Origin of the sequence: Nocardia sp. NPDC056952 (genome assembly GCF_042674185.1) — a bacterium.
GTDB lineage: Bacteria > Actinomycetota > Actinomycetes > Mycobacteriales > Mycobacteriaceae > Nocardia.
In genome coordinates, this window is sequence record NZ_JBHURA010000003.1 from 870,108 (window position 1) to 894,432 (window position 24,325).

Here is a 24,325-nt window from a genome sequence, read left to right on the forward strand (position 1 = left end):
CGACTGTAGTCACGATCCGCCGTGATCCATGGCTCCCATGTCCGTGTCCATGTCCATGCGCGCGGGTGCGGCTTGCTGCCCGGGGGCCAGCACCAGGAACTGGCCCATCATGCCCTGGTCTTCGTGGTGGAGCAGGTGGCAGTGGTACATGTAGGGATAGGTGGGGTCGGTGTGGTCGGCGAAATGCATGGCCAGGGTGTAGGTGGCGCCCGGTGCGGTATAGACGGTGTCCTTCCAGCCGGAAAGGGCTGGAGGAGGCGGTGTTCCGTCGACGGCGACGATCTGGAATTGGACATCGTGGACGTGGAAGTTGTGGGGCCAGTTGTCCTTGTTGCGGACCGTCCAGACTTCGGTGGTGTCGACGGGGATGGTCATGTCGATGCGGTTCATGTCCATGCGGCGGTTGTTGATCATGAACCATTGGAGGTCGAACGAACGGCTCGGTGGGGTGGTCGCGGCGGCGAGGGCGGGCATCGGGATCAGCGTCGTCGGTAGTGCCGCGGAGGGTCGCACGGTGGCGGCGGCACGCAGTGTCAGGATGTCGAAGGTGTCGTCGAAACCGAACTCGCCCGCGCGGTCGATACCCGCGCGCTCGGTGATCGGCAGCGACCGTAACGTGACGTTCTCGTCCGGACCGAGGGCGACCACCAGCTCGACCCGCTCGCCGGGGCTGAGCTGAATCCGGGTCAGCGCAACGGGTTGCGAGAGCAGACCGCCGTCGGTGGCGATGAGCTGGAACGCCCTGCCGTCGCCGAAGGCGAGCTGGTAGAGCCGGCCCGACGAGCCGTTGAGGATCCGCAACCGGACCCGGTCGGTGGTGACGGGCAGGTGGGCGTTCGCGATGCCGTTGGTGACGATCGTGTCGCCGAGCAGGCCGACATCGGTGGCGTCGGATTCGTCGAGGGCACCGTCGGCGGTGAACCGGCGATCCTGGATCACCAGCGGAATGTCGTCGACGCCATAGTCTTTCGGCAGATCCAAGGCGTCCGACGCGTCGTCGTCGATCAGGAACAAGCCCGAAAGGCCGCGGTGGACATGCTTTTCGGTCGCGCCGTGCGGATGTGGGTGGTACCAGAGCGTCGCGGCCTGCTGCTGCACGGTCCACTGCGGCGCCCACTGCGCACCGGGCGCGATCATCTGATGGGGGCCACCGTCGAACTTCGCGGGCAGGTGCATGCCGTGCCAGTGCACCGAAGTGGGTTCGGGCAGGTCGTTGGTGATGGTGAAGGCGACTTTCTCGCCGCGTCGAGCCCGCACGGTGGGGCCGAGGACCGAACCGCTGTACCCCCATGTCGGGGTCTGCTTGCCCCGGATCATCTCGGTCGTGCCCGGCTGGGCTCGCAGCGTGAATCGGCGGATGCCGTCCGCGCCGACGGTGGACGCGGCCAGCGGTGGGATCGGTAGCGGCCGGGTCGACCCGGCTGCCGAACCAGGTGCCGAAGGTCGGATCGAGCACCCGGCCGCGTAAGCCACCGGTGCGAGGGCGAGCCCGGTGAGAAATCCTCGTCGCGAGACCACGTGTGCTCCTTCTGTGCGGGAACCTCCAGCTTCGTTCGGCGGCGGCGGCGGGGACTCCGCCGAACGGCCCGACCCGGACCGCCGGATTCCACCCGCGCGGCCCTTGCGCACACGCGGGTCGCCTGATAGTCCGAGCCGATCCAGAACGGCTCGCCGACTGAGCTCCGTCGCGGCTCCCGCCGGTTCCCGCGCGGGCGCGCCGACCGCCCGCTCGCGCGGTCCGAACCACTCGGTCGCTTACCGTGGGGGCGTGATCGACATCCGCGCCCACCGTGACTGGCGAGGGCTGCTGCGGTGGCTGCCGCTGGCGCTGATCCCGGTGTTGCTGCTGGCCAGCACCTACCCGGGCCAGTACCGCGTGCCGCCGCACTACTGGCTTTTGGCGATGACCGCGGCCGTGGTGTTTCCGGCCGGCGCTCGGTGGCCGCTCGCGGTGTCGCTCGCACTGTCGGCGCTGGCCGTGCCGATGCTGCGCACCGACGCCTGGGGAGTGTCCGGGCTGGCGCCGTACCTCGGCGCGGTGGCCCTGGTCGATGTGGTGGCGCGCACGCACCGGTGGTCGACCGTCGCGGTGGCGACCGCGGGCTGGGCCGCGGCTGTGACGCTCGGGCGGGTCGGTTTACACGACAGCTCGATCGGGCGGGCGTCGACCCTCGTCGAGGCCGCGGCCTATGTGGGACTTCCGTTGCTGCTCGGGTTGTACCTGCGTGGGCAGCGTGACCTGGCGCAGAATCTGCGCCTGCGCGCCGAGGAAGCGCAAGCGCGTACCCGCCTCGACGAGCGCGCCGCGCTGGCCAGGGAACTCCACGATGTGGTCGCTCACCACATGGCCTCGATCGTGCTGCGGACCTCGGTGGCGGGACATGTTGTGCGCGAAGCCGATCCGCGCGTGACCGCGGTGCTCGACGATGTGCGCGTCACCGCGGCCGATGCGCTCGCCGACATTCGCCGCTTGCTCGCTGCTCTGCGCGATCCGGCCCTCGGCGCCGTCGCCCTGGTCGACACCGACGCGGTCACGACCGAGGTCGAGGCGGCGCTCACTCGGGTTCGTGCTGCCGGGTTCACTGTCGTGGCCGAGGTCGACACCGACCTCGGCGGGCTCGACGCGATCAGCAGGCTCACGCTGTTGCGTCTGGTGCAGGAGTCGCTGACCAATGTGATGAAGCACGCGGATCGTGCGGTGCCGGTGCGGTTCGCGATCATCAGGCGCGACGGCGCGATCACCCTCGAAGTCGTCAACAGCGGTCGCGAGCGGGCGACGGCGCCGCCGGGACACGGGATCGTCGGGATGCGCGAGCGCGCCGAACTCGCCGGGGGCAGCCTCGCTGTCGGCACGGGCGCGGACGGTGACGCGAAGTGGACGGTGCGTGCTCGGTTACCGGACACCACGAGGGGAGTGGGGCTGAACGGCGCGGGCGGCGGCGAGGACACTGCCACCTGGGAACAGAACACCGACGTCGTCGGCTTCTTGGCGGGCAAGGACGTCAACGTCGTCATGCCGATCGGTGGCGCGTGGAGCTACTACACCGACTGGCGCGAGCCGGATCCGATGCTGGGCGTGAACAAATGGCGGACCTTCTTCCTCGACGAACTGCCCACGCTCGTCGACACGATGTTCGCCACGACGGGCAGGAACGCGATCGCGGCGAACTCGATGACGGCCACCTCCGTGCTACAGCTGGCGATCGCGAAACCGGGACTGTTCCGCTCGGTCGCCGCCTACAGCGGCTGCGCCCAGATCAGCGACCCGGTGGGCAGGCAGTTCGTCAATGTCGTGGTCGGAACCGGCGGCGGCGACGCGTCGAACATGTACGGTCCGCCCGGTGATCCGGCCTGGGCGGCCAACGACCCCGTCGTGAACGCCGAGGGGCTGCGCGGCACCAAGCTCTACGTCTCGAACGGCAACGGCCTGCCCGGCGAGTTCGACAAGCTCGGCGACTCGCACCTGGTGACCTGGGGCCCGGTCGGGTTGGCCAACCAGATCGTCGTCGGCGGCGTCATCGAGGCCACGACCCGCTGGTGCACCAAGAACCTGCAGAATCGCCTGGAAGAACTGGACATTCCCGCGACCTTCGACCTGTCGACCCAGGGCACCCACTCGTGGGGCTACTGGCAGAAGGCCTTCAAGAACTCCTGGCCGCTGCTGGCCGAGGGGATGGAGATCCCCGCCTGATCAGTCGAGCTCGAACAACCGCGCCGCGTTGTCGTGGCAGACCTTGCGCAGCCACTCCGGACCGAGGTCCAGGCGTTCCAGTGCGGCGACGGATTCGGCATAAGGATACGGGATATTGGGGAAGTCGCTGCCGAACAGAATGCGATCGGCGAAGCGGCGCAGGCGTTCTCGTTCGGCGGGCGGGAAGGGCGCATCGCCTTCGCTGAAATCGGTCCACACCATGGTGGTGTCGAGGTAGAGCCGCGGGTACTGCTCGGCCAGGTCGAGGAACTCGCTGTACTCGGGGGTCCCCATGTGCGCGATGATCAAGCGCAGGGTCGGGAAGCGCCGCAGGAGTTCGGCGATGGGCGCGGGCCCGGTGAATTCGCCGGGGGCGGGGCCCGATCCGCAGTGGATCAGAACGGGCGTGCCGGTTTCGGCGAGGATCGCCCATACCGGGTCGAGCAGCGGATCCAAGGGCGAGAACGCGCCGACCTGGATGTGCACCTTGAACACTCGCGCGCCACGGTCGATGGCCTCGCGGACGTAGCGCGGCGCGTCCGGCTCGGGGTAGAAGGTGGCGGTGTGCAGGCAATCGGGGGTGCGTGCGGCGAACTCGGCGGTCCAGTCGTTGAGCCAGGCGCCCATCTCCGGCTTGTGCGGGTACACCAGGGAGGTGAACGCCCGGATGCCGAAGTCGCGCAGGGTCTTCAGGCGCACCTGTTCGTCGTCGCGATAGGTGATCGGCCACGGACGGCCCGTCAGTGGCCCCGCGGTGTCGAAGTAGGCCCAGACCTTGCGCATCACCTGGTCGGGCATGAAATGGGTGTGGACGTCGATGATCGCGGGCAGCTGGTAGCGCGCGCGGAAGCCGGCGAGGTAGGCGACAGTGTCTACGGTCATGACTGCTCCGGGTAGAGGCGGCGGGCCAGGGCGCCGACGCGGGTGACGAGGCGTTCGAAGAAGACGGCGGGGTCGGTGCCGATCACGATGTCGGCATTGGGTTCCCGGCCCCACATGCCCGCCCAGTCGGCGACCGTGGTGGCACGGGTGATGGTGCCGGCCAGCTCCACGTCGACGGTGGCCGGGCGGGTGGTCACCGAGGCCGGGTCGAGCGCGACCGCGGCCGCGAACGGGTCGTGCATGTGAGCCAGATATCCCAGGTCGTACTGGTGGTGGAAGTCGAAATAGAACCGCACCGCGTCGGTGAGATAGCGGATGATCGGATTGCCGGCCGCCGAACGGAATTCGGGGGGATCACCCGCACCGACATGCTCGATCGGAGCGCTGTGTGCCGCCTGTGCGAGCAGAACGAGATGTTCGGGCAGCATCTCGATGGACTCGGTGATATCCAGTGCGCACACCAGCGGCCTGCGCTCCGGTGGCGCCGCCGAGAAGGCGTCGAACACTTCCTTGGCCGCTTCGGGGTCGACGTGGATGTTCCACTCGTTGGTCGGAGTCGTATTGCCGGGATGGTTGAACGCGCCGCCCATGATGACGAGACGGTTCAGCAGACGCGGCAGCTCGGGTTCGATGCGCAGGGCCAGTGCGAGATTGGTCAGCGGACCGGTACACAGGCCGATCACCTCGCCCGGAGCGGCACGGACCAGGTCCACCCAGAGCTGGGCCGCCGATCGGGACGACAGCGCCCGCGAGGACACGGGCAGCTCGGCGTAGCCGAGTCCCTGCGGACCGTGGGTGTCCTCGGTGGTACGCAAGGGGACGGCGAGCGGCTCGGCCGCACCGAGCGCCACCTCGATCTCGGGGGCCCGGCCCAGGTCGAGCATCGCCAGGGTGTTCGCCGCGACCTGGGCGCCGTCCACGTTGCCCGCGGTGGCCGCGATGCCGATGATCTCGGCCTCGTCGCAGGCCAGCAGATACAGGATGGCCAGGGAGTCGTCGATTCCGGTATCGACGTCGAGGATGATCTTCTGCGGCACGTCATCGAGAGTAGCCGCGGGCCTGTCGAGGTCCGCGGCCAGTCTGCGGGTGGGTCAGTAGGTCGGGAGGGCGAATTCCTCGGTGTGGCCGAAGAAGATCTTCTTGGTGAGCGGACGCATCGGGCGCGACATCATCAGCCGCACGTTCGTCTTGGCGAGCCGCGTCAACAGCGGGGACTTCGGGATCATCATCGCCATGCCGCCACCGGGGATCTCCTTGGCCTTGTCGAGGAACGGCGAGATCTTGTCCTGGTAGCGCTGCTGCGCGGCGGCCAGATCGGCCGGGGTGGCCGCGATCTCGGCGGCCAGGATGTAGGCGCCCACGATGGCCATCGCGGTGCCCATGCCGGTCAGCGGTGAGCCGCAGTAGCCCGCGTCGCCGATCAGTGTCACGCGGCCGACGGACAATTCGGGAACGTCGACGCGGGCGACTTCGTCGAAGTAGAAGTCGGGGGTGGACTCCATCGCCGCGAGGACGGCGGGGGCATGCCAGCCCGCGTCGCCGATCGTCTTCCTGATCAGCGCGCGCTGAGCGTCGACGTCGCGGCGCAGCGCCGGGTCCGGCTCGGTGCGCATGGTGATGATCGCCTTGGCGGTGCTCGGGTCGGCGTCGGGACGGATGCCGAGCATGGCGCCGGGCACCAGGCGCATGCTGAACCAGCCGGGCTCCACATCGGCGGGCTTGGGCATGGTGAAGAAGGCGCCGTAGCCGCCGAGGTTGGTGCTGAACTTCTCCTCGGGCCCGAAGACCAGTCGCCGCGTCGCCGAGTGGATGCCGTCGGCGCCGATCACCAGGTCGAACCGCTCGGTGGCCCCGGAGGCGAACGTGACGTCCACGCCGGTGTCGTCCTGGGCGACCTGGTCGATCCACTCGCCGTAGCGGTAGTCCAGCTGACCGTTGTCGGCGGTGGCCAGCGCGTCGAGGAGCACGTGATTGAGGTCGCCCCGGGTGATCTCGATTTCGGCGACGGCGCCCTGTCCGTCGAAGTCCTCCATCGCCATCCTGGCGTAGATCTTGCCGTCGCCGTCGATGTAGGACATGCCGCGCTCGTCGAGCTGGTACTTGGCGATGCCCTCCATCAGGCCCATCCGCTCCGCGGCTTCCTTGCTCGGGCCGCGCAGGTCGACGGCCTGGCCGCCGGGGCGGGGGACCGCGGCGCGCTCGACAACGGTGGTGCGAATGCCGTTGCGCAGCAACTGGAGTGCGACCGCGTTGCCGGCGATGCCGCCGCCGGAGACGAGAACGTGGAGGGTGCTGGTGATGCTCATGATGTGTTTCCCGTCTGATGTACGAATGTCTTAGACATATGTCTAACAGAGATTTGCACGTCTGTCTAGAACAAACGTCTGAGACGATCGGGTAGGCTGCTGAGCATGGGAAACAGAGAAGATCTCCTGGCGGGGGCGCGCAAAGTGATTCTCGAGCGCGGCGTCGCGAAGGCGACCGCACGTGATATCGCCGCCGCGGCGGGGGTGAGCCTGGCCGCGATCGGCTACCACTTCGGGTCGAAGGATCGCCTCGTCACCGAGGCATTGAGTGAGGCGCTCGGCACCGGGATGGGCGATGCGATGGACGAGCTGATCGCCGCAGGCACCGGAAAGTCACCGCTGGAGGGGCTCGCGCTGCTGTGGAACGGGATGCCCGAGGTGTTCGCAGGCAATCACGAGGCGATGCTGGCCAGCCTGGAGAACATCGTGCGGATCGTGCGCTCCGACGACGCGCGGGCGCAGCTGGGCGATCAGCTGTCCGGGGCGTTCGCCGACCTCGGCGCCCATGTGCAGGCGGCCCACCCCGAGCTCGACGCGGCACAGGCCGCGGCGATCGGGCGGATGTATTTCGTGATCGCCCAGGGGCTCGGGATGCTGTGGCTGCTGGACCCGGGTGAGGTGGCTGTCGATGGTGATCAGCTCACGGTGGCGATCCGGGCGCTCGCCGGGAAGTGACCCGGCTGGTCACGGGCGGTGGTAGTGATCGGGCGCTTCGACCCAGAACGGCTGCGCTGATCCGTAGGGTGGCGCGGGCCAGCGATAGTCGTCGTAGTCGGCGAATGCCGGTGCGGCCGTGATCAGTTCGCTGTGCGTGACGGTCGACGCCGGCTCCGGCGGGGTCGGTGCGGGGTGGTCGGGGCAGCGGTCGTCCGCGGCCAGGAGCCAGGATGCGGTGCGTGCCAGGGAAACTCGGACGTTGCGGCCGAACCCGTCGTCGGCGCGAGCCAGCAGGGCATCCATGACGGCGGCGGCCAGCAGGTAGCCCGACCCGTGGTCGAGTGCCTGCGCGGGCAGTGCGCCGGGCCGATCCGGCGTTCCCTCGAGCAACGAAATGCCGGACACCGCTTGGACGATGCTGTCGAAACCTCGACGCGCGCCCCACGGTCCGCCCGTACCCCAGGCGGAGACCGAGGCCTCGATCAAGCCGGGACGTCGGGCAGCGCGGACACCGGCCGCGGCGAGGGCACCCGGGCGGTAGCCGGTGACCAGTACATCGGCCTCGTCGAGGAGGATCTCGAAGGTCGCCAGGTCGGTGCGCAGGTCGAGCAAGGTAGAGCGTTTGCCCTGGCCGTTGTCGGAGAACTGCCAGTCGATCTCGGGCAGGTGCGGTGGGTCGATCCGCAGCACGTCGGCGCCGAGCAAGGCCAGCGTCCGGGTGGCCACCGGGCCCGCGAGGACGCGGGTGAGGTCGAGCACGCGAAGGCCGCTCAGTGGTCGCTCGATGGTCGCCATGCGCTCGCCCGCACCTGGCCACGGCGTGGTGGGCGTGCGCGCGTCGCGCGCATCGACGGCGGCCAAGGGCCCGAGGGCGGCCGCGCGGCCCATCGGGCTGTCGGCCCATTCGCCCTCGGTGCGCACTCGTGCCGCGATGGCGCCCACGGCAGCGGCGGCGTCTTCGATCTCGGCGCCCTTCATCGCGGAAAACCGGGCGGTGAGCTGGGTGGCGTCTCCGGGGTCCGGGAGGTCGAGCGCGCGCAGCAATCGTTGCCGGTGGTGTGGGTAGTTCGCGTGGGTGCGCACCCATCCGTCGGCGGTGGGAAAGAAGCCCGACAGCTCGGCGAAGAACGCGGGCGCGCTACCGCCTCGCCGGAACAGCCGTTCACTGCTGAACGCCGCGGTCACCCGGTCGGCATCGAGGCGAACGGGGCGCGCGGGCAGGCCGTGCGCGACTCTGACCCGGTTGGCGGCCGCGCTCACTGCCGCGACCGAACCCGCCGCGAGCGCCCATACCGGTAGGGTGGCCGCCAACCGCGCACCGGGATCCGGCACGTCGGCATCGCTCGACGGCGGGAGTCCCAGTCCCGCCTCGTAGGCGTGGACGAGCTGCTGCGCGGTGGTCACATCGACCAGCCTAGTTGCGGTGAAGAGGGTGAGGAGCGTGATGTGGGCGTGAATACAGCTGCGACGGAGTGGGTTCGGATCCTGCGATCGGACGCGGTGGCACGCGGGCGTTTGACGTGTTTTCCGCCCGGCGGGGGATCGGCGACCTTCTATCGGGAGTTGGCGCGACACGTCGGCGCCGGTGTGGAAGTGACGGCGGTGCAGTATCCGGGCAGACAGGACCGGCTCGACGATCCGACGATCACCGACCTGCATCTGCTCGCCGACCGGATCGCCGCGGACATCGCGCGTCAGGCGGGACCGGCTCGCGCGCTGTTCGGGCACAGCATGGGCGCGACCGTGGCCTACGAGACCGCGCTGCGACTCGCCGCCGCCGGACAACCGCCCCGCGTCCTCATCGTCTCCGGGCGTCCCGCACCGGAATTCGTCGAAACCGGACAGCTACACACCGGGTCGGACACCGCGCTCATCGACGAGCTGGAGCGGCTGGCGAACGATCCCGCACCGGTGCGGCTGCTGCGTACCGAACCGGGCCTGGCCGATCTCGTGCTGCCCGCCGTGCGCGCCGACTACCAGGCGGTCGAGACCTATCGGCGTCGCCCGGGAGCACAGCTGAGCTGCCCGGTCGTCGCCTTGGTGAGTACCGAGGATCCGACGACCACGGTGGCCCAGGCCGAACAGTGGCGTGCGGTCACCGACGGGCCGTTCAGCCTGCGCACGTTCGGTGGCGGGCACTTCTACCTCGACGAACAGCACGCCGCGGTGGCGCAGGAGATCACACGGCACGTGAACTGAGCCGGCGCTGGTACAGGCGCGCGTAGCCGAGCCACGACACGAGCACCGTCAGTGCCGCCAGTGCGCGCACCAAGCCGAGCGCGCTGTCGGGGTAGATCACCCCGGTGAGGTAGTGGTCGATGAAGCCGGCGGCGGGCAGCTCGCCCACCCCCGCTTGCCTGCGCGCCCAGTTCTCGGCGTAGGTGAGCGGGCAGTCGAAGCCGATCAGGATGGTGCCGAAGCCCCATGCCACGGCGAGTGCGTGCAGGCCGATCGTGCGTGGCCATCGCCACGCCAGGAAGCCGCCGGCGACCACGTACGCGATGAACGCGACGTGGGTGACGGCGAGAACGTCGGCCAGCACCCGGAACGGCACCTATTCAGGATATGTACCGTGCTCCCCGGGCGGCATCATGATCATCATTCCGGTTCGGCATCGCTTGCGTCACCAGGGTGAAGGCCGGTAATCCTTGAGGAAGCAGCCGTAGAGGTCCACGCCGTCCTCGCCCTGCACAATCGGGTCGTAGACGCGTGCGGCGCCGTCGACGAGATCGAGCGGGGCGTGGAAGCCCTCCTCGGCGAGGCGGACCTTGGTGAAGTGCGGGCGTTCGTCGGTGATCCAGCCGGTGTCGACCGCGGTCATCAGGATCGAGTCGGCCTCGAACATCTCGAGGGCGCTGGTGCGGGTGAGCATGTTGAGCGCGGCCTTGGCCATGTTCGTGTGCGGGTGCCCCGGGCCCTTGTAGCCGCGCCCGAACTGGCCTTCCATCGCCGAGACGTTGACCACGTACTTGCGCCGGCCCGCCGCGGCGGCCAGGGCAGGCCGCAACCGTGACACCAGGATGAACGGGGCGACCGAATTGCACAGCTGCACCTCGAGCAGCTCGGTGGCCTCCACCTCGCCGACGGTCTGCACCCAGCTGTTGGTGTGCGCCAGATCGGGCACCAGACCACCGGCGTCGATGGCCACGCCCGCCGCGATCCGCTCCGGGGTGGCCGAACCGGCGACCAGCGCGAGTTCGGCGACATCGGTGGCCGACAGCGACGGCGTGAGCGAGGCGGTGAGTGCGGTCGGGTGGGCCTGCATGGTCTTGCCGAACGTGACCATCTCCGGCAGGACGCCCGCGGGCAGCGGCGCGGTCTCGGCGTCGACCAGGGCGCTGTAGGCGCCGGCCGATCGACGCACCGTCTGGGCCGCGTTGTTGATCAGGATGTCGAGGGGGCCCTGGGCGGCGACGTCGTCGGCCAGCGCCACGACCTGCGCGGGGTCACGCAGATCGATGCCGACGATGCGCAGCCGGTGCAGCCAGTCGGCGCTGTCCTCCATGGCGGCGAAGCGGCGGATCGCATCGTTGGGGAATCGGGTGGTGATGGTGGTGTGCGCACCGTCGCGCAGCAGCCGCAACGCGATGTACATGCCGATCTTGGCGCGACCGCCGGTGAGCAGGGCGCGTTTGCCGGACAGGTCGGTGCGGGCGTCGCGCTTGGTGTGGCTCGCGGCCGCGCACTCGGGGCACAGCTGATGGTAGAACGCGTCGACCTGGGTGTACTTCTGCTTGCAGATGTAGCAGGGACGCGCCTTGAGCAGGGTGCCCGCGCTGGCGCCCGAGGTGGACGAGCTGATCGGGATGCCCGCGGTCTCGTCGTCGATGCGCTGCGGGGACCCTGTCGCGGTCGCGGCGATGACGGCGCGGTCGTTCGAGGAGATCTGCTCCCTGGCCTCGATGCGACGGCGGTGCTTGAGCTTTTTGAACATGTGCCCGACGGCGCGCTGCACGGCGATGGAGTCGGGGTGTTCCTTCTCCAGCTGCCCGGCGCGTTCCAGTACCCGCAGACAGGTCGCCAACTCATCCGGATCGATCATGTTCTCGGTCATCGGGGAGTGCGACATTCCTTCGTGCGGGAGCGGTGGACGACATCTATTGTCGCATTGGCCGCGCGAGCGACCCGCTGGGTATCGTGATGGGCCGTCGCCGCAACCGCGCGACGGCTCTCGAACTCGACGGAGAACCGCGATTTCCCCGCTGGACACCGACACCGCAGACGCGCCGCGCAGGCGCAGGCTCGAACCCGACGAGCGACGAGCGCAGATCCTGGCGTGTGCCATCGACATGTTCGGTGAGCGGCCCTACGCGGCGGTGTCGACCGCGGAACTGGCCCAGCGCGCGGGGGTGGCCCGTGGCCTGATCAACCACTACTTCGGCAACAAGCGCGACCTGTATCTGGCGGTGGTGCGTCGCATGGTGACCCTGCCGCGTCAGGACAAGGTGTCCATTCCCGACGGCACACCGGGTGAGCGGGTCGACGCGATCGTGGGCTGGCTGCTCGACACCATCGCCGAGCACGGCACCACCTGGGTGAAGGTGACCAGCCACGAGGGTGTCGGCGACGACCCCGAGGTGCAGCAGATCCTCGATCAGGCCGACGATGCCGCCGCCGAACGCATGCTGGTGATGATCGGGCGCGCCGATCTGGCAGACAGTGCGCCTTTGCGCGCACTGGTCCTGGCCTACGCGGGTCTGGTGAAAGTCGCCGGGCGCGAATGGATCACCCGCGGCACCCTCACCAGAGCGCAGGTGCATCAACTGCTGGCCGACACCTTGCTCACGATGATCACCGTGACGATTCCCAGCGTGCTGATCACCGAGCCGGAACCGACCGGGGAATCGGGCGGGCGCTAGGAATCGAGCGCGCGACCCGAGCGCCGCATCGCGATCGCGGCGGCACTGTAGCGCTGGGGTCCGGCATGGCCGGGCGCGTGCCCGGTGCGGCCGAGCATCTGCTCGATCTTCTTCTCCCGGTGATGCTCGAACATCAGCGCACCGACACCGCCGCCGAGGAAAAGTAACGTCATGATCCCGGCCAGCACGGCCCATCCGGTGTGCTCGGTACCCGCCGCGACGAGGGTGCACGCGAGCCCGACGACCCCGATCGCGCACATGATGATGCCGGGAACGTTGTAATCGTCGGCCAGCAGATCACCGGCCTGGGCATGCCAGGCGCGGTCTGCCGACGGCGTGCTGTCGGACATGAGTCCTCCTCGCGAGCTCAGGGGTGCGCGCAATGGTGTACCTGATGACCAGCATGAACCTGTTCCGTCCGCCGGGGTAAGGGTGTTAGCCGGTTCGTTACCAGGGGGCTCGCGCGAGTTGACACGTTATGTCACTGTGACCCTATTTCGCGTTTGAGCTGTGCTACCGGGCTTTTACTCCTTATTCTCGTCGCAAACCCGGCGCCGCACCTGTTTCGTTGTGCGCCCGGGGAGATCGGAGAGGGACCCGGGGTTGATGGCACGGTACGAGGAATGGGATGACGACCCCGAGCAGGAGTCCGACGATCGGCGTTGGGACGGCCAGCGCTGGCCGCAGGTGAGCGCGGACAGTGCGAGCGGCGGTCGCCGCGGTGACCAACCGCGCGTGAATCCTTACTCGATGGTGGCGCTGGCCGCCGCGCTGGTGCTGCTGTTCCCGATCGCGATCGTGTTCGGGCTGCTGTCGTTCGGGCATCCGCGCGGGCGGGGGATCGCGGTGCTGGCACTGCTGCTCGGTATCTCCGAGGTGGCGGTCGCGGCAGCGATCGGGCTCGCCGTATTCGGTGGGTTGGACGTGTCGATGCCGGCACTCGCCCAGTCGGCGGCGACCACCACGCCGACGCCGGTGTCGGTGACCTCGCACACGGCACCGACGGTGACCGAGGCCGTCCCGGTGACGAGCCCCGCGGGCGGCGGCGAGAAGAGCGGCGTGGTCGAGAAGGGCACGGAGTGCACCGCGGAGAAGGCCGGTCTGCTCGGCGTCGCGGCAGACGGTGCGACATTGCTGTGTCTGCGCGGACCGAGTGGTCATACCTGGTCAGGGCCGTTCAAGGTATCGGGGTCCTACTACACCGCGGGGGCGAAATGCGATCCCTCGGTGGACAAATCGGGCCGTACCTCCGACAACCACGCGCTCGTGTGCGAGGGCAAGGGCAGCGCCGCGGTCTGGTCGCCGTGGACCACCGAATAGGTTCTCACTCCTTCTTGGCCCGGCTCGGTTGCACGCGCGGCGGCTCATTGGGCATCTTCGGATACTGCGGTGGCCACGGTGCGTCCATCAGCCCCGCTGCCATATCGCGCTCCGACATCGTCAGCAGCGGTTCGATCGATTGCGGTGCCCGGTTCGCCCAGGGATCACCCGACTCGGCGAGGCGGGCGGGCACGGTGGCCAGGGTGAGCTCATCGGGGACGACGGTGTCGAGTTCGGCCCAGGTGATCGGTGTCGACACCTGACCGCCGACCTTCGGCCGCACCGACCAGGCGCCGAACACGGTCTTGTGCGGGGCGTTCTGGTTGAAATCGATGAACACCCGCGAGCCGCGTTCCTCCTTCCACCACTGCGCGGTGATCTGCTCGGGATGCCTGCGCTCGAGCTCCCTGGCCAGCGCCACCGCGGCGGCCCGCACCTCGTAGCCGTCCCAGCGCGGTTCCAGCGCCGCGTAGATGTGCAGGCCGCGTGATCCCGAGGTCTTGATGGACGAGTCGACGCCGAGTTCGGCCAGCAGTTCGCGGGTGAGCACCGCAGCCCGGCGCAGATCATCGAAACCGATCCCGGGCGAGGGATCGAGGTCGATGCGTAGTTCGTCGGCGATCCGCAGATCCGGAACGTGATTGGGCCACACGTGAAAACCGAGACAGCCCTGATTCACCGCCCACAGGATGTGCGCGAGATCGTGGGCCACCAGCGCGTCGCTGGTGGTGCCGTTGGGGGTCGACACCTCCACGGTCTGCAACCAATCCGGCGCGGACTTCGGTACCCGCTTCTGGAACCACGATTTGCCCGACGCGCCGTCGGGATAGCGTTCCAGCAGTAGCGGCCTGCCGCCGATCACGCCGAGCAGCGGTTCGGCCACAGCGCGGTAGTAGTTGACCAGATCGAGCTTGGTCTCGCCGCGTTTGGTGAAGTAGACCTTGTCGGGATTGCTGATGGTCAGCGTCCGGCCGTCGATGTCGAGTTCCACCGCGGCGCTCATCGGCCGACTCCGAAGATTGCGTCGAGCTCGGCGGGCGCCACTTCGTCGAGCTGGGCGTAAGTGCACGAATCGGGGGTCCGGTCGGCGCGGAACCGCGCCAGCCGCCCGCCGTGGCGGAACCGTCCCGACTGCACGTGCTCGTAGCGCACTTCGGCGACCAGCTCGGGCCGCAGCGGCTCCCACGACAGATCCTTGCCCCCGCTCCAGCGGCTCTGCCCGCCGGGCATCTTGCCGTCGGCGTTCGCCTGCGCGGCGGCGTCGGCCCAGTTGCGCCACGGATGGTCGTCGAGCGCGTTCTCGCGCAACGGCGCCAGCTCGCCGAGCAATTCGCGGCGCCGGGCCGCGGTGAAACTCGACGCCACCCCGACATGGTGCAGATTGCCCTCGTCGTCGAACAGGCCGAGCAGCAGCGAACCGACGCCTTCGCCGTCCTTGTGCATCCGGTAACCGGCGACCACGCAGTCGGCGGTGCGCTCGTGCTTGATCTTGAGCATCACGCGCTTGTCCTGCAGGTAGGCCAGCTCGTCGGACTTGGCCATCACGCCGTCGAAGCCCGCGCCTTCGAAGCGGGTGAACCAGTCCTGAGCCACGTCGGGATCCTGGGTGATCGGCGTGAGATGGATCCGGCCGGGCGCGGCGTCGAGCAACGACTCGAGCTCGCGGCGCCGCTGCGCGAACGGTGCGGTGGTGAGATCGCGATCGCCGAGGGCGAGCAGGTCGAAGGCGACGAAACTGGCCGGTGTCTCCGCTGCGAGCTTGGTGACCCGCGACGCGGCCGGATGCAACCGCTGCTGCAAGGTGTCGAAATCGAGGCCGTGATCGGTGACGACCACGATCTCCCCGTCGACGACGCAGCGTTGCGGCAGCGCCTCCTTCAGCAGCTCGGCCAGCTCGGGGAAGTACCGGGTGAGCGGGCGGTCGTTGCGGGAGCCGAGTTCGATCTCGTCACCGTCGCGGAACACGACGCAGCGGAAGCCGTCCCACTTCGGCTCATAGCTGAGTCCTGGTTCGCGCGGCAGCGACGGCGTCGACTTGGCCAGCATGGGGCGCACTGGCGGCATCACCGGTAGATCCATCCGATCCTCCTCGCGGGTGTGTTCACCCGTGTCGACGATGCGAGCACGCCCGATTCATCGGTGTGTGAGGCGATCGTAGGACGGGGGACCGACACGTGCGCGGACATCGAGTGTGTGCCTGTCGCGCTCGCCGAGTCCGCGCCGGAGTTCATCGGCGGGCGCGACAGCGGCCCGGGAACGAGATCAGCTGTCGAGCCAGCCGTGCTCGTCGGCGAAGGTGGTGAACCGGTCGCGGATGGTGATGATCTCGGCCGCGGTGAGCGCGGGGGACGCTTCCAGCAGCAATTCGGTGATCTGCTGACGCAGTTCGTCGGGACCGAGCCGGTCGCCGCCCTTGCGCGTCTTGGGAGCGGCGGGGGGCTGTCCGACCCCGGTCAGGTTGATCGCCTTGGGACCCCGATCGCCTTCGGTCACATCGAATTCGAACAGGCGACCCTGGCGCAGCTCGTCCTCGTCGAGACCGATGTCGTTGACGTGGACGAATACATCGGGCCCGCCGTCATCGGGCCGGATGAATCCGAAACCCCGTGAACCGTCGAACGACACCAATTTCCCGATGGACACCAACAGACTCCTCGCTCCGCTTCCCGTCGCTACTCTAACGCGGCTTTTGGGCGATTTCGCCCGGAAAGTGGATAGTCGGCGAAATCTTGGGATTCGCGATGCGGGCGGCCTGACCGAGCATGGTCACGATCCGGTAACTGCGTGTTCACATCGGCTCATTAGCGTTGCTCACCTGTCGAAACGGTGTGGAGGTTGTGGACGCGTGTCGGACCCCGGTGTGGGGAGCAGATCGGGGGGATACGGCGCCGGTAGTGGCGTTTTGTCGGCGACGGCGCGCACCGGGAGCGACCCGGTGTGTGCGCGCCCCGCCGCGTCACCGGTGCTCGGCCCGCGACCGTGTCCGGCCCATGTGCCGCTGGCGCCCGCGCAGGAGCGGATGTGGCATGCCGCGCGACTCGGCCGGTCGGCGGACTGGAATGTCGCGCGGGCGATGCGCTTGCGTGGCGCGTCGGTCGACGTGGCAGCACTGCGGGCGGCGCTGAAACTTCTTGTCGGTCGCCATGTTCCGCTGCGCACCCGGTTTCCGGCGACCGAGCTCGGCCCGGCTCAGTGCGTCGTCGACCCCGACGATGTCGTCCTCGATGTGGCCGAATGCGGCGTCGGCGAAGCCGAACTCGCCCCCGCCGTCGCCGCGCTGGCCGGGCAGCCCTTCGACCTCGCCCGCGACCTGCCGGTGCGGGCGCGGCTGTTCGTGCTCGGGCCCGACGATGTGGTGCTCGCCCTTGTCGTGCACCACATCTCGGTCGACGGCCGCTCGATGGGCCCGCTGATCCGCGATCTCGTCACCGCCTACCTGGCCTGTCGCGCCGGTACCACCCCGCACTGGCCGCCGCTGCCGATCAGCTACATCGACTACACCCTGTGGAAGCACGAGCAGCTCGGCGAGTTCACCGACGAGTGGAGCCGGGCCACCCATCAGCTGAGGTACTGGGCCAATGCGCTGGCCGGCCGCCCCGCCCTGCTCGACCTGCCCGTGCGTGAGCTCCCCGCGGCCCCGATCGACCCGGTCGCCGGTGCGCTGCTGCCGATTTCGTTCGACGCCTCGACCCATGCCGGGCTGCTGCGGATGGCGCAGGAGGGGCGGGCGAGCCTGTTCATGGTGTTACAGACCGCGTTCGCGCTCACCGTCGGCGCGTTCGCGCGCAGCGCCGATGTCACGGTCGCCACGGCGGTTTCGGGTCGCGATCACCGCCTGCTCGACGATCTCGTCGGCAACTTCTCCGCTGATGTGCTGATGCGCGTGCGCCTCGACCGTGCCGCCGATGTCGGCGAACTCCTCGATCAGGTGCGCCGGGTCGCGCTAGCCGCGTACGCCCACCCCGATACCCCCAACCCACGCCTCAAGCGCTGCCTGCCGCAGGACGCAGCGCTGCCGCTGTTCCAGGCCACCCTCATCCTGCAGCGAGCGGGGGCGCCGCGCACGCCCGTCGAAAGCACTCCCGCACAGGGGCTTTCGATCACCGAGGTGCCGACCGGGGTGGTCAGGGCCAAGCACGACCTCGAGTTCGGGCTCACCGACCACTACGATCCGCTCGGAGCGCCCGCCGGGGTCGACGGGTCGTTCATCTACCCGATCGCCCGGTTCGACGAGGCGACCGCGCAGCAGTTCGTGGCGCGCTTCCGCGCGGTCGTCGGGCTGCTCGCCGACGGGTATCGCGGACCGCTCACAGTGCTGCTGGCGACCACCGGGCGCGGTTGTGCGCTGAGCACCGCGCGCCGCGCCACCCGGGTGCTCGTCTGATCAGCCGCCGCGCTCCATCGCGTATCCGGCGTCGCGCCACGCGACGATGCCGCCCGCGAGGCTGAACGCCTCGTAACCCGCGCGGTGGGCCACCGCGGCGAAACGCAGCGAGGTTTCCCCGACCGGGCACACGAACACCACCGGCCGGGACCGCGGAAACGGCACGCCCTGGGTGAGCATCTCGTCGAGCTGGTCGTCGCGGATGTTGAGCGCGCCCGGGACATGCCCGACGCGGTAGGCCATCGCGCCGCGGGTATCGACGACGGTGGGTCTGGCGGTGCGGTCGAGTTCGGCCAGCTCGGCGGGGGACAGCGTCGGCGTGGTGTCGTCGGGGCTCGGGGGCGGGGGCCCGGTGGGCTTGCCGAACAGCTCCGGCCTGCGTTTGGCGAGATAGGACAGATACGGTTCGATCCGGTCGCACACGATCAGCACGGCCACCAGTGCTCTGCCCTCGGGGCGTGGTGCCGCGGCCAGGGTGCGAAGGGCGGCGCAATAGCCCGCGCCGCTGGTGGGTCCGGCGAGCACGCCGTAGCCTCGCATCAGGTCGAGGGTCGACTCGATGGCCGCGGCGGAGTCGACGGTGACGATCTCGTCGTAGAAATCGGGCCGGAACAGGCCGACGTCCCACATCTCGCGCTCGGAGCGGATACCGGGGATGAAATCGAAGCGGTCCGACACCACCCCCACGGTGCGCAGGCCCGGATGGTGGGCGAGCAGGGCGGTGGCGGTGCCTCGGGTGGAGCCGGTGGTGCCGAGTCCGCCGATCAGGTAGTCCAGGTGGTCGATGCTCGCGTTCGCGAGGTCGGTGGCGATCTCGGTGCCGGTGCCGTCGTGATGGGCGGCGATATTGCGCTCGTTCGTGTATTGCGAGGGGTGATACCAGTGGTCGGGCGCCTGACCGATGGTCTGCTCGATCACCGCCGAAACATCATCGGCGGCATGGGGATCAGGGCATTCGGACAGGCCGGGAAGTTCCACGATCTCGGTCCCGAGCAGTTGCAGCAGTTGGCGGACCTCGCTCACCCGGATCCGGTTGGTGACCGCGCGCAACGGGATGCCGTGCAGTGCGCCGAGTACCCGTAGCGCTTTGGCGGTGTTGCCGCTCGACGCCTCGATGAACGACTGCCCGCCCGCGCGCACACGCTCGAGGTCGTCGCGGATCATCGCCCAGGCGACGCGGTCCTTCACCGAACCGAAGGGGTTGTGCGACTCCAGTTTCGCGTACAGCTCGACCTCGGGCAGCCCGTGGACGGCGGGGTCCAGGCGCAGCAAGGGGGTGTTGCCGATCAGCTCGGTGATGTGGGTGTAGACCATCACCGGCCCCCGGGCCGATAGTCGGCGTCAGGGCACAGCACGAACTGTCCTTCTCGGTGCAGCACAGCGACTTTCGCGGGTGTCGGGTGCATGCCGGCCTGCGCGGCCGACAGGTCCGTGTGGTAGGCGGCGGTATTGGGGAACACCACCGGATCGCCGGGGGACGGTAGCTGCTGAACTCGCACCTGCCGCTGGGTGATCAGATCGCGCTCGAGACACAGGTGCCCGGCGAAATACACCCCGGCCGGGCGCGGCTCGGCTACGTCGGCCAGCACGATCGGATCGATGAGCACCTCCTGGTCGGCGGCGGTGACGGTGTCGCGGCTGAGATCCAGATGGACCAGCGTCGCGCCGTTGCCTGCCTGTTTGACGAACTCGACCTGGGCCACGGTGATGCCTGCCTGGTCGACCAGCGCTTTGCCCGGTTCGAGCCACAGATGGAGGAGATTGTCGGTGAGGACCGCCGCCAGCGCCCGTCCACCGTGCCCGGGCAGCGGCGCGGCGAGCAGTTCGGCGAGGATGTCGGCGGCGGGTTCGGTATTGGCGTACTTGTGGAACACCGGTGCGCCGTGCACCATTCCCTCGGCGACGTGATAGCCGAAAGTGTTGTTGCCCCAGTGCATCGCGGGGCCACGCCCGAGCAGGCCCGCCCGCAGTGCGTGGTCGTAGGCGTCGTACCCCCCGGCATCGGCGGTGAAGACCTGGCGCAGGCCGCCGCCGATATCGAGCACCGTCGGCGTCAGGCCGTGCGCGTAGGCCCGTTCGATCAGTTCCAGACAGTCGCCCACGGCGTTGACCCGTTCCGCGGTGGCAGCGGTATCGAGGTGAAAGGCGAATCCCAGCAGCCGCAGCCGGTCTCGGTGGCGTACCAGCAGCTCCAGCGCCGTGGCCACGTCGGCGAGGTCGATACCGAACCGGCTCGGTGAGCTGCCGGAGAATCCCGAAATACGCAGCAACACCGGGACAGCCGCCGCCGGGGACGCCAGCTCGGCCAGGGTCGCGAGTTCCCAGAGGTTGTCGACATTGACCGTCGCCGCGGCCGTCAACGCGGCCCGCAGCAGCGTGGCGCCCTTGGGCCCGGTCACCTCGATGCGATCGGCGGGGAATCCGGCGGACAGCGCGGAACGCAGTTCCCCCGTGGACGCCACATCGACGGCGATTCCCGCGTGCGCGGCCGTGTGGGCGAACGCCGCCGAGCGATTCACTTTGTGCGCATAGCAGATTCGATGCCGGACCGCTGCGTTGTCGAGCACGGCGCGCAGTGCGGCGAGGTTGGCGGTGAAGATCTGCGGGAACACCAGATGCACGGGGGAGCCGTAGCGGCGCTGCGCGGCGCGCACGCCGTCGCGATCGGTGAGGAACGCGGCGACGAGCGGATGCAGCGCGGCGGGAACGGCGGGCGGGATCATCCCACCGACGCGCCGGGCACCCGCGCCGGCACGTCGTCGACCGGGTTGTAGCCGCCATCGCGCAATGCCTCGAAGACACGGAACCTGTTGCGCGGACTGCGGATCCGGGCGATCACCCGCTTGGACTCCAGATCGATCTCGACGACCGGGATCTCCATCGACTCGAGCAGAGCGGTGATCGTGCGCACACAATGTCGGCAGCTCATATCGGGAACGTAGAAGACGCCGTCGTCGCCGTTGGGTGCGGTGCCCGGCTGTTCCTCGGTCAGGTCCTGGAGCACTTCCACCGAACCTGTCAGCGCGGCGAACGTCTCGACGAACTGATCGACGACCGTGGCGAGAATGTGCACACCGGCGCCGTCGACGTCGTGCTGGGTTGCCGCGAGACAGGTGGGTCGCGTGTCGGCGGGCAGCAGCGCGTATTGCCGTGAGATCAGGTCGAGGTCGTCGTGGTATTTCGCGACGGCCGCTTCGGTCTCGAGTCCCTCCTCGCTGGTCGCGCGCAGCATCACCGCGTGCGCGTCGGCGATGGTGGCGTCTTTCATCGCGCGCAGGACGGCGATCGAGTCGGCGGTGTAGCGCACGGACCCGTCGGGCTGGGTGGCAAAGCGCACCGGGATCATGCCGCGCCGGAAGGTCGATGCCTGCAATTCCCAGAACCAGCGGGTGGCGACGGCGGTGAAGATGCCGCAATCACGCATCCCGGTGGCGAATTCGACGAGCCCGCGATAGGGGGTGTCGGCGGCGATCAGCCCGTGCTGGACCAGTGCGCGCCCTGTTGCCTCGATACCGACCCGGAAGATCTCGTGCGGATCGTGATCGGTGGTGGTCGCGGAAAGAACGCCGTGATCGTGGGCGGGGAGGGCCGCGGCGCGCGCCGGGAGTCCGGATGCCGCCAGCGAATGCCACAGCGCGAGGACTGTTTCCCGCGCGAGCACCGCGAGTTCGGGGCCCGCGCCCGCGGTGTGGAAGTACCCGGTGTTGGGAATGCCCGCGCTGTCGGTCCACGTGAGGCGGTGGGTCGCGCTGGTCACCTGATCCGGGCGGCACGGGCGCATGAACCGTTCCAGGTACATCCGCTGGGACTGTGTGAGCGCGGCACCCGATTCAGGCTGTAATGCCCTGGCGCGGTAAGTGATTCGGGTCACGGGCGCCGGTTCGGTGGCGGCGAACAGTCCGGGAGCGGCCAGGCGGGCCAGTACCCGCGACGCGGCGCGACGATCGTAGTGCTGCACGGTGGGCGAGCCCATCGTTCCTCCTCGGCGTCGGGGGCTTGAAGGACAGGTCGTTCAGCGCCCGTGGCCGGCGATGCCGGACACGCAGGCGACGAATCGGTCGATCTCGTCGAGGGTGTTGTAGAGGTGGGTACTCACCCGCACCGAACCGTTCCCGGCATCGGCCGAGGGCACGCAATGCGCTCCGGTTCGCACCAGGAAGCCGGCATCGGCCAGGACGAACCCGAGGTCGGCCGCGCTGATCGTGTCGAGGGTGAACGAGACGATCCCATAGCCGACGGCGCACGTGGCGTGGGCGGGCCCGGGAAGGAAGTCGAGCCCGGGAACCTCGCGCAGGCCGTCGATGAGCCGCAGGGTGAGCACCCGGTTGTGCTCGGCGACAGCGAATCGGTCGAGCTCGTCGAGGAGGTCGAAAGCTGGTGCCAGGGACAGGATCCCGGGGATGTTGTGGGTACCGCCCTCGAGCAGCTCGGGCATTCCGGTGCCGACGAGACCGGTTTCGGTGATCCTGACCCCGGTGTTCCCGCCGGGCAGGAAGGGCCGCAGCCTGTCGTGCACCCGGCGGTGGCAGTACAGCAGGCCGATCCCGGGCGCACCGAACATCTTGTGTCCCGCGAAGACCGCGAAATCGGCACGCAGCGCGGTCACGTCGACCGGGAGGTGCCCTCCGCTCTGCGAGCAGTCGAAGCACAGCAGGATCTCGGGGTCGATCCGGCCGTGCAGTTCCTCGAGGGTGGTGAGCCCGCCGTACACGTGATGGAGGTGGCTGGTGGTGATCAGACGGGTGCGCGGACCGACCCGCGCGAGGATGTCCTCGATGTCGGCTTCGCCGGTCGCGGTGCTGCGATAGGGCCGCAACACGATTCGGCGGCCGAACCTGGCGAGGGTGTCGCGCAGGTGGTGCCACGGCAGCACATTGGCGGCGTGATCGGCCGGGTTGTAGAGGATCTCGTCGCCGTCGTCGAGCTCGGCCAGGCCCCAACTGTGCGCGATCGCGCCGAGTGCGGCGGTGGCTCCGCTGGTGAACACGATCTCGTCGACGTGGTGCGCGCCGAGGAAACCGGCCGCCCGGGTCCGGGCGGCGGCGATCCGCGCCGACAGCGCGGTGGCCCAGCCGTAGGTGCCGCGGCCCGCGTTGGCGGTGTGCTCGCGGTGGTAATCGGTGACAGCCGCGATGACGGTGTCGGGCTTCTGCGTCGTCGCGGCACTGTCGAGGTAGACCACCGCGGGATCGGCCAGGGCCGGAAACCGCGTGCGAATCGAGGCGGGCACCGGGGTGGGCGCGTGCCGGATCACCGAGGCGGCGGCGAGCTCGGGCCGGACGGGGTGCACCCGCTCAACGATACGCACGTTTCTGGTACTGCTCGCGAAGAATTCTCAGGCGCAAGGCTTTTCGGTGTCGCCGGTCGGTATCGGGCTCAGTAGTTGCCCTGCAGGTACTCGACGAGGTGTTCACGTTCGGCGGCCAGTTCGGTGATCTCGCTCTTCACCACGTCACCGATACTGACGATGCCGACGAGCCGGTCGGACTTCACCACCGGCATGTGCCGGATCCGGTGCTCGGTCATCACATCGCGCAGCGAGGACACGTCCTCATCGGGCCCACAGGTGCGAACCCGGGCGGTCATGATGTCGGTGACCGGCCGGTCCAGCAGCGCGGCGCCGTGGACGTGCAGATGACGCACCACATCGCGTTCGGAGACGATGCCCGTGATCACGGCGCCATCGGGGGAAACGACCACCGCGCCGATATTGTGGTCGGCCAGTGCCGCGAGCAGGTCGCGCACGGTGGTCTGCGGCGGCACGGTCGTGACCGCCCTGCCCTTGTTGCGCAGGATCTCCGCTATCCGCATACGCGCACCACCTGTCCGGATCGATCGTCGCCCACCAGCATGACCTGTCGGAATCGGTCTGACCAGCACGAAGACGTTACGACCGCACTATTCGTCGTCCAGCCCCGCGGACAGGTACGCGGCAGCGGCCAGCCACTGACGGCACTGCGGACCATGGATGTCGTGTTGGCTCAGCATCTCGCGCGCCTGACGGTAGGTGAGCCCGTTCGGCTCGTCGCTACACGCCGTGGGCGGTACACCTGCGGCACTGAGGTGTCGCTGAAACGGACTGCTCATCGAGTCCCCTCCCATTCGGCGACGGGAGGCCCGCCCGGCTGGGGGAGCCGAGGTACCTCCCGGTGATCTTGCGGCCTGAGTCTACGGGCGGTTCATTTTCGAATGCAAGCACATCTGCACGCTCGTTGCGGCCGTGTCG

The 24,325-nt window shown here is 69.0% G+C and carries 23 protein-coding genes; 6 read left to right on the plus strand and 17 right to left on the minus strand.

Annotated elements, in window-relative coordinates:
- Nucleotides 1-9 precede the first annotated feature (9 nt).
- Nucleotides 10-1,518: a multicopper oxidase family protein gene (locus tag ACFTS5_RS15700; protein WP_378631328.1), complete on the minus strand. Its 1,509-nt coding sequence runs from the start codon at nucleotides 1,516-1,518 to the stop codon at nucleotides 10-12.
- A gap of 250 nt (nucleotides 1,519-1,768) precedes the next feature.
- Here ACFTS5_RS15700 and ACFTS5_RS15705 point away from each other — a divergent pair, with 250 nt between their 5' ends.
- Nucleotides 1,769-3,691 (plus strand): alpha/beta hydrolase-fold protein, encoded by a 1,923-nt coding sequence (locus ACFTS5_RS15705; protein ID WP_378631330.1) that lies wholly within the window; start codon nucleotides 1,769-1,771, stop codon nucleotides 3,689-3,691.
- On the opposite strand, the gene ACFTS5_RS15710 is transcribed toward ACFTS5_RS15705, so the two are convergent.
- From ACFTS5_RS15710 to ACFTS5_RS15720, 3 genes are read right to left on the minus strand one after another with little or no spacing between them, the layout of a single operon-like run.
- A complete protein-coding gene (locus tag ACFTS5_RS15710) occupies nucleotides 3,692-4,573 on the minus strand; it encodes an amidohydrolase family protein (RefSeq protein ID WP_378631331.1) in 882 nt (293 codons plus the stop codon).
- A complete protein-coding gene (locus ACFTS5_RS15715) occupies nucleotides 4,570-5,610 on the minus strand; it encodes a nucleoside hydrolase (RefSeq protein WP_378631333.1) in 1,041 nt (346 codons plus the stop codon). Before ACFTS5_RS15715 ends, ACFTS5_RS15710 begins: the two co-directional genes overlap by 4 nt.
- Before the next feature lie 54 nt (nucleotides 5,611-5,664).
- Nucleotides 5,665-6,879, minus strand: a complete 1,215-nt coding sequence (locus ACFTS5_RS15720) for an FAD-dependent monooxygenase (RefSeq protein WP_378631334.1) — start codon at nucleotides 6,877-6,879, stop codon at nucleotides 5,665-5,667.
- Nucleotides 6,880-6,984: 105 nt separating this feature from the next.
- Between ACFTS5_RS15720 and ACFTS5_RS15725 the strand changes: the two genes are divergently transcribed.
- Nucleotides 6,985-7,554, plus strand: a complete 570-nt coding sequence (locus tag ACFTS5_RS15725; RefSeq protein WP_378631336.1) for a TetR family transcriptional regulator — start codon at nucleotides 6,985-6,987, stop codon at nucleotides 7,552-7,554.
- A 9-nt stretch (nucleotides 7,555-7,563) separates the two neighbouring features.
- Here ACFTS5_RS15725 and ACFTS5_RS15730 read toward each other — a convergent pair whose 3' ends face one another.
- Nucleotides 7,564-8,940: a CoA transferase gene (locus ACFTS5_RS15730; protein ID WP_378631338.1), complete on the minus strand. Its 1,377-nt coding sequence runs from the start codon at nucleotides 8,938-8,940 to the stop codon at nucleotides 7,564-7,566.
- 96 nt (nucleotides 8,941-9,036) lie between these two features.
- On the opposite strand from ACFTS5_RS15730, the gene ACFTS5_RS15735 reads away from it, so the two are divergent.
- On the plus strand, nucleotides 9,037-9,735 hold the full coding sequence (locus ACFTS5_RS15735; RefSeq protein ID WP_378631466.1) for a thioesterase II family protein: 699 nt from the start codon (nucleotides 9,037-9,039) through the stop codon (nucleotides 9,733-9,735).
- Here the strand turns inward: ACFTS5_RS15735 and ACFTS5_RS15740 are convergent.
- Together ACFTS5_RS15740 and ACFTS5_RS15745 are read right to left on the minus strand one after the other, a co-directional pair.
- A complete protein-coding gene (locus tag ACFTS5_RS15740; RefSeq protein ID WP_378631339.1) occupies nucleotides 9,716-10,090 on the minus strand; it encodes a DUF2784 domain-containing protein in 375 nt (124 codons plus the stop codon). The two genes, ACFTS5_RS15735 and ACFTS5_RS15740, sit on opposite strands and share 20 nt — an antisense overlap.
- Nucleotides 10,091-10,159: 69 nt before the next feature.
- Nucleotides 10,160-11,590 carry an SDR family NAD(P)-dependent oxidoreductase gene (locus ACFTS5_RS15745; RefSeq protein WP_378631341.1) on the minus strand — a complete coding sequence of 477 codons (1,431 nt, stop codon included), beginning with the start codon at nucleotides 11,588-11,590 and terminating at the stop codon, nucleotides 10,160-10,162.
- Between the two features lie 235 nt (nucleotides 11,591-11,825).
- Here ACFTS5_RS15745 and ACFTS5_RS15750 point away from each other — a divergent pair, with 235 nt between their 5' ends.
- Nucleotides 11,826-12,395 carry a TetR/AcrR family transcriptional regulator gene (locus ACFTS5_RS15750; RefSeq protein WP_378631343.1) on the plus strand — a complete coding sequence of 190 codons (570 nt, stop codon included), beginning with the start codon at nucleotides 11,826-11,828 and terminating at the stop codon, nucleotides 12,393-12,395.
- Here ACFTS5_RS15750 and ACFTS5_RS15755 read toward each other — a convergent pair.
- Complete coding sequence (locus ACFTS5_RS15755; protein ID WP_378631344.1) at nucleotides 12,392-12,745, minus strand: hypothetical protein; 354 nt, start codon at nucleotides 12,743-12,745, stop codon at nucleotides 12,392-12,394. The two genes, ACFTS5_RS15750 and ACFTS5_RS15755, sit on opposite strands and share 4 nt — an antisense overlap.
- Nucleotides 12,746-13,001: 256 nt before the next feature.
- On the opposite strand from ACFTS5_RS15755, the gene ACFTS5_RS15760 reads away from it, so the two are divergent.
- A complete protein-coding gene (locus ACFTS5_RS15760) occupies nucleotides 13,002-13,715 on the plus strand; it encodes a hypothetical protein (protein ID WP_378631345.1) in 714 nt (237 codons plus the stop codon).
- Nucleotides 13,716-13,719: 4 nt separating this feature from the next.
- On the opposite strand, the gene ligD is transcribed toward ACFTS5_RS15760, so the two are convergent.
- The 3 genes from ligD to ACFTS5_RS15775 form a co-directional block, all read right to left on the minus strand.
- Nucleotides 13,720-14,718 (minus strand): non-homologous end-joining DNA ligase, encoded by a 999-nt coding sequence (gene ligD / locus ACFTS5_RS15765; protein ID WP_378631346.1) that lies wholly within the window; start codon nucleotides 14,716-14,718, stop codon nucleotides 13,720-13,722.
- Nucleotides 14,715-15,794, minus strand: coding sequence for an ATP-dependent DNA ligase (locus ACFTS5_RS15770; protein WP_378631347.1), 1,080 nt, complete (start codon nucleotides 15,792-15,794; stop codon nucleotides 14,715-14,717). The genes ligD and ACFTS5_RS15770 overlap by 4 nt, the downstream gene beginning before the upstream one ends.
- 183 nt (nucleotides 15,795-15,977) lie before the next feature.
- Nucleotides 15,978-16,364, minus strand: coding sequence for a cold shock domain-containing protein (locus ACFTS5_RS15775; RefSeq protein WP_378631467.1), 387 nt, complete (start codon nucleotides 16,362-16,364; stop codon nucleotides 15,978-15,980).
- Between the two features lie 286 nt (nucleotides 16,365-16,650).
- On the opposite strand from ACFTS5_RS15775, the gene ACFTS5_RS15780 reads away from it, so the two are divergent.
- Nucleotides 16,651-18,099, plus strand: coding sequence for a condensation domain-containing protein (locus tag ACFTS5_RS15780; protein ID WP_378631349.1), 1,449 nt, complete (start codon nucleotides 16,651-16,653; stop codon nucleotides 18,097-18,099).
- On the opposite strand, the gene ACFTS5_RS15785 is transcribed toward ACFTS5_RS15780, so the two are convergent.
- From ACFTS5_RS15785 to ACFTS5_RS15810, 6 genes are all read right to left on the minus strand, one after another.
- Complete coding sequence (locus ACFTS5_RS15785; RefSeq protein ID WP_378631350.1) at nucleotides 18,100-19,413, minus strand: pyridoxal-phosphate dependent enzyme; 1,314 nt, start codon at nucleotides 19,411-19,413, stop codon at nucleotides 18,100-18,102. It lies immediately after the preceding gene.
- Complete coding sequence (locus ACFTS5_RS15790; RefSeq protein WP_378631352.1) at nucleotides 19,413-20,822, minus strand: decarboxylase; 1,410 nt, start codon at nucleotides 20,820-20,822, stop codon at nucleotides 19,413-19,415. The genes ACFTS5_RS15785 and ACFTS5_RS15790 overlap by 1 nt, the downstream gene beginning before the upstream one ends.
- Nucleotides 20,819-22,072: a heavy-metal-associated domain-containing protein gene (locus ACFTS5_RS15795; protein WP_378631353.1), complete on the minus strand. Its 1,254-nt coding sequence runs from the start codon at nucleotides 22,070-22,072 to the stop codon at nucleotides 20,819-20,821. Before ACFTS5_RS15795 ends, ACFTS5_RS15790 begins: the two co-directional genes overlap by 4 nt.
- A gap of 39 nt (nucleotides 22,073-22,111) precedes the next feature.
- Nucleotides 22,112-23,407 (minus strand): aminotransferase class V-fold PLP-dependent enzyme, encoded by a 1,296-nt coding sequence (locus tag ACFTS5_RS15800; RefSeq protein ID WP_378631355.1) that lies wholly within the window; start codon nucleotides 23,405-23,407, stop codon nucleotides 22,112-22,114.
- A gap of 68 nt (nucleotides 23,408-23,475) precedes the next feature.
- The gene (locus ACFTS5_RS15805; RefSeq protein ID WP_378631357.1) at nucleotides 23,476-23,910 is read right to left on the minus strand and encodes a CBS domain-containing protein; all 435 of its coding nucleotides are present in this window, start codon (nucleotides 23,908-23,910) and stop codon (nucleotides 23,476-23,478) included.
- 87 nt (nucleotides 23,911-23,997) lie between these two features.
- Nucleotides 23,998-24,186, minus strand: coding sequence for a hypothetical protein (locus tag ACFTS5_RS15810; protein WP_378631358.1), 189 nt, complete (start codon nucleotides 24,184-24,186; stop codon nucleotides 23,998-24,000).
- Nucleotides 24,187-24,325 lie beyond the last annotated feature (139 nt).

Coding starts and splice junctions, on each gene's coding strand:
- ACFTS5_RS15710 (WP_378631331.1), bottom strand. CDS start 4,573: ATGACCGTAGACACTGTCGCCTACCTCGCCGGCTTCCGCGCGCGCTAC.
- ACFTS5_RS15720 (WP_378631334.1), bottom strand. CDS start 6,879: ATGAGCATCACCAGCACCCTCCACGTTCTCGTCTCCGGCGGCGGCATC.
- ACFTS5_RS15725 (WP_378631336.1), top strand. CDS start 6,985: ATGGGAAACAGAGAAGATCTCCTGGCGGGGGCGCGCAAAGTGATTCTC.
- ACFTS5_RS15745 (WP_378631341.1), bottom strand. CDS start 11,590: ATGACCGAGAACATGATCGATCCGGATGAGTTGGCGACCTGTCTGCGG.
- ACFTS5_RS15750 (WP_378631343.1), top strand. CDS start 11,826: ATGTTCGGTGAGCGGCCCTACGCGGCGGTGTCGACCGCGGAACTGGCC.
- ACFTS5_RS15755 (WP_378631344.1), bottom strand. CDS start 12,745: ATGTCCGACAGCACGCCGTCGGCAGACCGCGCCTGGCATGCCCAGGCC.
- ACFTS5_RS15760 (WP_378631345.1), top strand. CDS start 13,002: ATGGCACGGTACGAGGAATGGGATGACGACCCCGAGCAGGAGTCCGAC.
- ligD (WP_378631346.1), bottom strand. CDS start 14,718: ATGAGCGCCGCGGTGGAACTCGACATCGACGGCCGGACGCTGACCATC.
- ACFTS5_RS15770 (WP_378631347.1), bottom strand. CDS start 15,794: ATGGATCTACCGGTGATGCCGCCAGTGCGCCCCATGCTGGCCAAGTCG.
- ACFTS5_RS15785 (WP_378631350.1), bottom strand. CDS start 19,413: ATGGTCTACACCCACATCACCGAGCTGATCGGCAACACCCCCTTGCTG.
- ACFTS5_RS15790 (WP_378631352.1), bottom strand. CDS start 20,822: ATGATCCCGCCCGCCGTTCCCGCCGCGCTGCATCCGCTCGTCGCCGCG.
- ACFTS5_RS15795 (WP_378631353.1), bottom strand. CDS start 22,072: ATGGGCTCGCCCACCGTGCAGCACTACGATCGTCGCGCCGCGTCGCGG.
- ACFTS5_RS15805 (WP_378631357.1), bottom strand. CDS start 23,910: ATGCGGATAGCGGAGATCCTGCGCAACAAGGGCAGGGCGGTCACGACC.
- ACFTS5_RS15810 (WP_378631358.1), bottom strand. CDS start 24,186: ATGAGCAGTCCGTTTCAGCGACACCTCAGTGCCGCAGGTGTACCGCCC.